Origin of the sequence: Colwellia marinimaniae, from assembly GCF_002207865.1 — a bacterium.
Classification (GTDB): domain Bacteria; phylum Pseudomonadota; class Gammaproteobacteria; order Enterobacterales; family Alteromonadaceae; genus Colwellia; species Colwellia marinimaniae.
Window position 1 is genome coordinate 47074 of sequence record NZ_BDQM01000025.1, and the last position, 7557, is coordinate 54630.

A 7557-nucleotide genomic window follows, 5' to 3' on the forward strand; every position below is an offset into this window, starting at 1 on the left:
ATTGTTTGGTTGTTATTGGCTAAAAGGTAAATCTTTATTACGCCATTCGCTAGCTCCGCCAGTGAGAGAATATACTTTATCAAAGCCCATTTTAGCTAATGATTGGGCTGCTAAGGCCGAACGTGCGCCACTTTGGCAATATAAATAAATATTTTGCTGAGCAAGTGTAAGTAATGGCTCCTTAGTATCAGCGACCCTAACTAAGCTAGTGATACGCATTTCTAATACACCTCTTGGTATATGGACGGCACCGGGTAACAGACCATTTTCCAATTCAACTGCTTCTCGTAAGTCAATAATCAGGGGTTGAGTTGGTAACTGTTGATACAGCCCCTCACACGTTATTTCCATTATCTCTTTTTTTGCTAGACGTACTAGCTCTTTAACATTAATAAGCATTGTTATTTCCTAAAGGTTAAAACCAGTTAAAAATTGAGTAAGGTTTGTATTAAAATAAAACTCGACATAAGTAGTAGTATTAATGCAAACAGCTGACGAATTTTTTGTTGTGGTAACTTAGTTGCTATTTTTTGACCGATTAAGCTGCCAATTGAACCAATGACACTGATCAAGCCGATAACTTGCCAATCAAGTGTTAGCTCAATATCGATAAGTACTTGCTGATATTTTAAAAAACCAACCACAGAATTTAGGCTAATTATCATCAAACTGGTGGCCACAGCAGCGCTCATCTTAAGTCGAGCAAAAGTCATTAAGGCGGGAACAATTAAAAAACCACCGCCAACACCAACAAAACCAGTTAAGGTACCAACTAAGCCACCCAGGAAAACCGATTTAACGGGAGCAATATTAGCGGTATTAGCCACTGCTTTAGCTTTATGCATCCGCCAAGCCGCCGTCATCATCACTAAGGCAAAGACCAGCATTTGTATCGATTGCTCGGTATATGAAGCCAGCCAAGCGCCCATATAGGTAGCTATCATACTAGGCAAGCCAAACAGCAATACCATCGACCAATTAATCTGTTTCTTGGCCAAGTTCACTATCACGGTAACCAAACTAATAGTGCCAACAATAACCAAAGAGCTAGTAATTGCTATAATTTCGCTTTGCTCTAAGCCATAGATGAGCACAGGTATGGTTAGGATGGCGCCACCCGAGCCCAGAACGCCTAAACTCAAACCAATCAACAAAGCTGCAATAATAATGAACATTTTAATTCTTGCCTTTTAATTCTTGCCTTTTAATATCGTATATTGCTAATATACGATATATAGAGGTAGAAATACAAGAGAAATAATTTAATGGTCAATATAGAAGCTTTTTATCATTCGTGCAGTTCAACAATCAGCTATATCGTTTTCGATCAGCTGGGCGGCCATGCCATTATTATTGATAGTGTTTTAGACTTCTCATTACCTTCGGGTAAAATAGGCAGTGAATTTGCAGATAAACAAATTGCCTTTATCAAAGATAATCAACTCACCGTCGATTGGATTTTAGAAACTCATGCCCATGCTGATCATCTCAGTGCGGCACATTATCTAAAGTCTCAACTTGGCGGTCAAACAGCAGTTAGCGCTGGTATCACTATTGTTCAGCAAACCTTTAAACAAGTCTTCAATATTTCAGACCAAGAACTCTTGGCAACGGGTGATGTTTTTGATGTGCTACTGGTTAGCGAGCAAGTAATTAAATTTGGCCATCTAAGGGTTTTAGTGCTAGCAACGCCTGGACATACCAATGACAGCCTAACGTACTTAGTTGAAGATAATGCTTTTGTTGGCGACACCTTATTTATGCCCGATGGCGGCACCGCACGTTGTGACTTTCCCGGCGGTGATGCTGGCACTTTATTTGACAGTATTAAGCGGATTCATAGCCTAGCAGAAGGGACTAAATTATGGCTATGTCATGATTATCAACCCAATGGTCGAGTATTAAAATATACCACCACAGTGGCCGAGAGTAAGCGTGATAATATTCATATCAATGACAAAATTTCAAAAGCAGACTTTATTCAGCTACGCCAAAAGCGTGATAAAAGCTTAGCAGTACCCAAGCTGCTTTACCCTGCTATTCAGGTAAATATTCGTGGTGGAAAATTACCTAGTGCGGAACAGGGTGAACAAGTATTTTTAAAAATCCCCATTGAGCAGAGCTTATTCTACCCAGAGAAAAGCGGAAAAAGTTGAGGTGTTATACCTACCATTATTGACTAAACAGCGTTATTTAACCTACTAAAGAGAGACATATGACAGAATTTACCCCCTTAACCGCCTTGTTTGGTGGTGCATTAATTGGTGTTTCGGCACTATTGCTATTAATTTTTAATGGCCGAATAGCCGGAATATCCGGCATATTACACAGTGCCATACAAGCTACAGATAATGATCGATTATGGCGCTGGCTATTTTTGCTGGGCTTAATGCTTGGAGTATATTTTGCAATGGCGCCAGCAACACCGTTACCTACTGATATAGAGGCAAGCTGGCCACTGATTATCATTGCCGGTTTATTGGTTGGCTTTGGTAGCAAAATGGGCAATGGTTGTACTAGTGGCCATGCTATCTGTGGACTTGGCCGGTTATCACCTCGTGCTATTGTTGCGACAATAATCTTTATGATCACCGCCGGATTAACGGTATTTATTACTCGTCATATTATTGGAGCTTAAACGATGAAATTAATTATAGCGTTAATCTCTGGGGTATTATTTGGTGCTGGCTTGACCATTGCACAAATGGTTAATCCAGAAAAAGTACTTAATTTTTTAGATATAACCGGTCAATGGGATGCCAGTTTGGCCTTGGTGATGGCCAGTGCTTTAACCATTTTTGGCAGTGGCTATTTTTTACTGGTACGAACTAAAGACAAACCTTTGCTCGATAAAGAATTTATTGTCTCAAACAACAATAAAATAGATAAACCTTTAATCGTTGGTGCTACCATATTCGGCTTAGGTTGGGGCTTAATAGGAATTTGTCCTGGACCCGCTCTAGCTACTTTACTGACAGGTAACATCAAGTTTTTCGGATTTTTCATTGCAATGCTCATTGGCATGCAAGTCGCCCAAAAAATATCTAATACCATTGCTAACGAATAACATGAGAAGACAATGACCGATTATAGCCAATTAGAAGCCAATGCTGAAAAAGCAACCAAGCTATTAAAAACAATGAGCAACCAGCATAGATTAATGATTTTATGTGCATTACAGCAAGGTGAATTATCGGTCAGTCAATTAAACGAGTTATTCCCCATTGCTCAATCAACACTATCACAACACCTAGCTTGGTTGCGCCGCGAAAGTTATGTAAAAACCCGTCGAGACGCGCAAACGATTTATTATGCTTTAGATAGTCAAGCCGTGATCGAAATTATTAGCGTTTTACATAAGCTATATTGTGACTAAGTAAAATAGATCTTCATTACTCTATTTTTACCAGACACTGCACGAACGTTGCCTTGGCTAAGCCTAACTCAAGGGGAACTATTCTGGCTTTTTAAGTCATATGAGGATCGTCATAAATAATGAGAATTCTTGTTCAATGGTTTTATGAGCTGTAGTCAAATTGGGATAATTTTATTGAAGATTTTTCGTCAAGAGTCGTGATAAAATCACAAAATACTTCACAAATCGCTAGAAAATAATGGCAACTTTGTGGTAACAGTGAGCCTTAGCTGGTAATCAATGACCAATAAAAACAGGTCGCCGCTAAGGACTTCTTGGTGCGCATTCCTGACATTAGCCTAAGATTTTTTGCCATATATTTTCTAATGCATAATTTTTGTCATGTTACTAAGAAGTCTTCGTAATCCCTCTCAACCAGTATGGTATTTATACGACTATTGGAATTTATGCTAATTAATCGACTTTTACTTTGGCTAATTACTGATGCCTCTTAGTAATATCTAACTATTTATAAAAAAACCACTGGTTATGGTTCCTAATATATTGATACTATATAAGATTAATGAGACGTATCCATAATATATTGATAGGCTTTTATGCGTCCAAGTCTAGCACTTCATAAATCACAGGACGTGGAGTATAAAAATGAAAAAACTTATTGTTTTATTACCATTATCCTTGGGTTTTTTAGTTTCTGGTTGTGCCCCACAAGCATATTTACCGTCAGGCCTTAATTCTAATATTGTATATGGTGGCGGACAGAGAGCAGGCTCACTTCATGATAAATATTCTAAGAAGTATGCTGACCAAAATATTACTATTGGAACAGATACCGTAATGAGTATTGGTATGAAGTTTGGTGAGGCTACATTCGCAGACAAAAATAAAGATGGTGATATTATATGGGCATATCAAGCAAGATCAGCAATCATCAGTACAGATGCAAAAAGTGCCACAAATGTAAATGGAGGTTTATTTTCAAGTAGTGTAGTCAGTGCCTCAAATATAAATACTGAAACTATGAGCCGAATAACAACTCTTAGAATCACCTTTGATAAAAATTATACTGTAAAAGAGTATTACTCAGAACGTGAATTGAATTAATACTAATCCACCGTATTAATACGGTGGGTAAATTCATTGAAATAGCTAGTCTAACAAATCATTCAAAAGTCCACATAATTTGACTAGCGTTTGTTCATAGCATATTTTAACCAATTATTTATCGCCAATTAACAAGGCTATTGATAAAAATATAATCCAAAATATGTTTTTACTGTTCAAGCCTAATGTCTTCTAAGTGGTAGCTACTGCCCTTTGAGAAGTCCGGTACATACATTTTAAGTTTTACTTTAGAAACTCAATATTGCAGAAGTATCCTAACGACAACTTGGTGCGCTTTGCGGACACTAGCAATTAATCTTTTTCCTTATATTTTCTAATGAATGTTTTTAGCGTATTATTACATTATTCTCAGTAATTCATGATAGTAACTATCTTTTTAAGGAAAAAGAGATCGATATGTTAAGTTTTTTTAATACAATTAAAGCGCATTACACACTCATAATTTCTATGTCAGTTATTATTTTTACAGGGCTTTGTTTAGCTTTTAGCTCTATTTATTTTAGTTTTTTCGGGTTGAATTTTTATATATTTGCCACTACAGCCGATTCTTATGGTGTTGCTTTAGCTAATGGCATATTGATACCTCTGTATTTTATGGCATTAATTTCCATAGGGTTAGTAAGAATTGTTTCTGTTGGTTTTATGCGGGAAGATGAAAGTTTAACAAGTGGTAAAGAAGAGCCTACCTTACTCAATCGCGTTTATAAATTTTTTAACATTCCTAATAACTCTAAAGTACCAAAAACATCAATCATGACCTTGGTGATTTCCTTAATTCTTATTGCCTTAGCTTGGGCTGTGTATTACCCAACAAAAATAAAGGCTAATAATTTAATTGATGGTTTTGGGCCTCGTTTTAATGTAAAAACAAAATCAAATTCAGTAAATTATGATTGCGTCTCGATAATCTCAGGAGCATCCAGTTCACTTTTTATTTGGCGTTATAAAGATATGGTACCAGTTATAGTGTCAAAAGCTGATATTACTAACGTTTCATTGGTGATAGGAGATTCACCAGACTTCTTAGTGCCCAGAGGAAGGGGGACAAGCGATTCTCAACACAAAGTAATGAAAGCAGAATTATTAAGAGCGCAAAAATTGTGGTCTATAAAATTGAATAAGAAATGCTCTCAAAAAGTTGACTGGAAACATGCGGAAGATTGAAGTTTTGATAGGTGATAATTTAAACCATATTTAATTACTACAAAACCTAATCTAACCTGTCCAATTAGCTGTAATAGCTTATATTTTCTTTGTGGTAATAGCCGTTATAACCAATTTAATAAGGAATAAAGTAATTGTTTAAGATAATGAAATCCCTTAAAACTAGAAATATTATGAATCAAGCATTGAGATTACGTAGGGAGCAGTATTGCTTGGCATCATTCTACAAAAATTTAAAGTTTTTGTACCCTATACTCGGTGCAATTTACATTTTTTTCTCAACAGATTTTGAAAGTATCAATAATAATATATTTATGTATTGGGAACAGGATGTCATTGTATACTGGGGACGAGTATTTATGGTGCTTTTGACTTCTCTTTGGTTTTTAGTGAGTCTTTATTTAGAAAGAAACTATTACATAAGACGTCATTCGAATATTAAGTCTAAAAATAGATAAAAAAATGAATTAATAAATGGATAGTGTCGCGCTTTATTTATTAATTTTTATCCATACAGAATCTAATTCGAATCGACTTTAAATAAAAAAATAGCAGACACCCCTCTCAATGGAAATAAATAGTCACCTCAACTATGCTTATTTAATCAGCAAATAAACTAGTGGAGGTTACTATGGCAACGGCAAGAAAACAGCAAGTCAGTTTAATTGATACGCCTTATTATCACTGTATTTCCCGTTGTGTTCGTCGTGCTTTTTTATGTGGCGAAGATAAAGTCACAGGACAAAGCTTTGAGCATAGGCGCGGTTGGGTTGAAGAAAAATTATTAGCGTTAAGCCAAACGTTTGCTATTGAGGTATGTGCTTATGCGGTAATGAGTAATCATACCCATATTGTGTTGTGTGTTGATGTTGAACAAGCCAAAACATGGTCACTGCATGAAGTTGTTACCCGTTGGCATCAATTATTTAAAGGAACACTCGTTACCCAACAATACCTACGTGGCGATAAACTGATTAAACCACTGCAACAAATATTGGCAGAAACCGCACAAGTGTATCGAGCACGGTTAACCGACATTAGTTGGTTTATGCGAATTCTAAATGAAAGCATTGCCATACAAGCCAATAAAGAAGATAAATGCACAGGTAGGTTCTGGGAAGGGCGTTTTAAATCTCAAGCCTTATTAGATGAAGCCGCCGTTATTGCTTGCATGGCGTATGTTGATTTAAATCCAATAAGAGCCAAAATAGCAGAAACCCCTGAGAGCTCGAATCACACCAGTATTCAACAGCGTATAAGAGCCGCTAAAAAAGCAGAACAACCCACCTTACTTTGCCCCTTTGTCGGTAACCCCCGACAAAATTCGCCTGAAGGCTTAGCGTTTGAGCTAAAAGATTATATTGAGTTGGTAGACTTAACCGGTCGTTGCATTAGAGAAGATAAACGAGGTTATATTGATAATAATTTGCCCAGCATATTAACGCGATTAAACATAAGTTCAGAAAACTGGTTAATATTAACCACACAATTTAGAAAGGTATTTCATGGCGCGGTAGGCAAGCCTGAAGCCTTAACTGAATTTTGCCAACATCAACACCTTAAAAAACGTGCCTCTGTATCTGTTTGTCACAAGCTATTCGCTTAGCGACCACTTCATAACAAATTTATCCTGTTAATTGAGTATTAAAGCTTAAACACGCCTGAAATCAACCAAAGTTGATATTTCTTATAACTGCCAAATCATTCATTTTATTTTACCTAAAAAAGCCAAGTGTCAGGTAGATTTAATGATAAAAAAATAACGGGTTTGTGATAGCCTATGGTGATTATTTAGAGAGGGGTGTCTTCTGTTTTCGGGTGGTATTGATAATCGCCGCCACTTCGTTAAGTGATAATACCGCTTGAATTACTTGCTGTTTGGGCGGTTTAAC

Annotated in this window: 9 protein-coding genes; 7 read left to right on the forward strand and 2 right to left on the reverse strand. The window is 36.6% G+C overall.

Annotation, left to right across the window (positions count from 1 at the left end):
• Window positions 1-12 precede the first annotated feature (12 nt).
• On the reverse strand, window positions 13-399 hold the full coding sequence (locus MTCD1_RS13560) for a rhodanese-like domain-containing protein (RefSeq protein WP_057181425.1): 387 nt from the start codon (window positions 397-399) through the stop codon (window positions 13-15).
• 26 nt (window positions 400-425) lie between these two features.
• Window positions 426-1175: a sulfite exporter TauE/SafE family protein gene (locus MTCD1_RS13565; RefSeq protein ID WP_082606531.1), complete on the reverse strand. Its 750-nt coding sequence runs from the start codon at window positions 1173-1175 to the stop codon at window positions 426-428.
• Window positions 1176-1265: 90 nt separating this feature from the next.
• Between MTCD1_RS13565 and MTCD1_RS13570 the strand changes: the two genes are divergently transcribed.
• The 7 genes from MTCD1_RS13570 to MTCD1_RS13605 all read left to right on the forward strand — a co-directional run bounded on the left by MTCD1_RS13570 (window position 1266) and on the right by MTCD1_RS13605 (window position 7271).
• Entirely contained in the window at window positions 1266-2156 is an 891-nt protein-coding gene (locus MTCD1_RS13570) for an MBL fold metallo-hydrolase (protein WP_057181423.1), read from the forward strand.
• A 59-nt stretch (window positions 2157-2215) separates the two neighbouring features.
• On the forward strand, window positions 2216-2638 hold the full coding sequence (locus tag MTCD1_RS13575; RefSeq protein WP_057181422.1) for a YeeE/YedE family protein: 423 nt from the start codon (window positions 2216-2218) through the stop codon (window positions 2636-2638).
• Between the two features lie 3 nt (window positions 2639-2641).
• On the forward strand, window positions 2642-3067 hold the full coding sequence (locus tag MTCD1_RS13580; protein WP_057181421.1) for a YeeE/YedE family protein: 426 nt from the start codon (window positions 2642-2644) through the stop codon (window positions 3065-3067).
• A 12-nt stretch (window positions 3068-3079) separates the two neighbouring features.
• A complete protein-coding gene (locus tag MTCD1_RS13585; RefSeq protein ID WP_057181420.1) occupies window positions 3080-3376 on the forward strand; it encodes an ArsR/SmtB family transcription factor in 297 nt (98 codons plus the stop codon).
• Window positions 3377-4021: 645 nt separating this feature from the next.
• Window positions 4022-4480, forward strand: coding sequence for a hypothetical protein (locus tag MTCD1_RS13590; protein WP_057181419.1), 459 nt, complete (start codon window positions 4022-4024; stop codon window positions 4478-4480).
• 417 nt (window positions 4481-4897) lie between these two features.
• Window positions 4898-5665, forward strand: a complete 768-nt coding sequence (locus tag MTCD1_RS13595; protein ID WP_057181418.1) for a hypothetical protein — start codon at window positions 4898-4900, stop codon at window positions 5663-5665.
• A 631-nt stretch (window positions 5666-6296) separates the two neighbouring features.
• The gene (locus MTCD1_RS13605) at window positions 6297-7271 is read left to right on the forward strand and encodes a transposase (protein WP_057181416.1); all 975 of its coding nucleotides are present in this window, start codon (window positions 6297-6299) and stop codon (window positions 7269-7271) included.
• The last annotated feature ends 286 nt before the right edge of the window (window positions 7272-7557 follow it).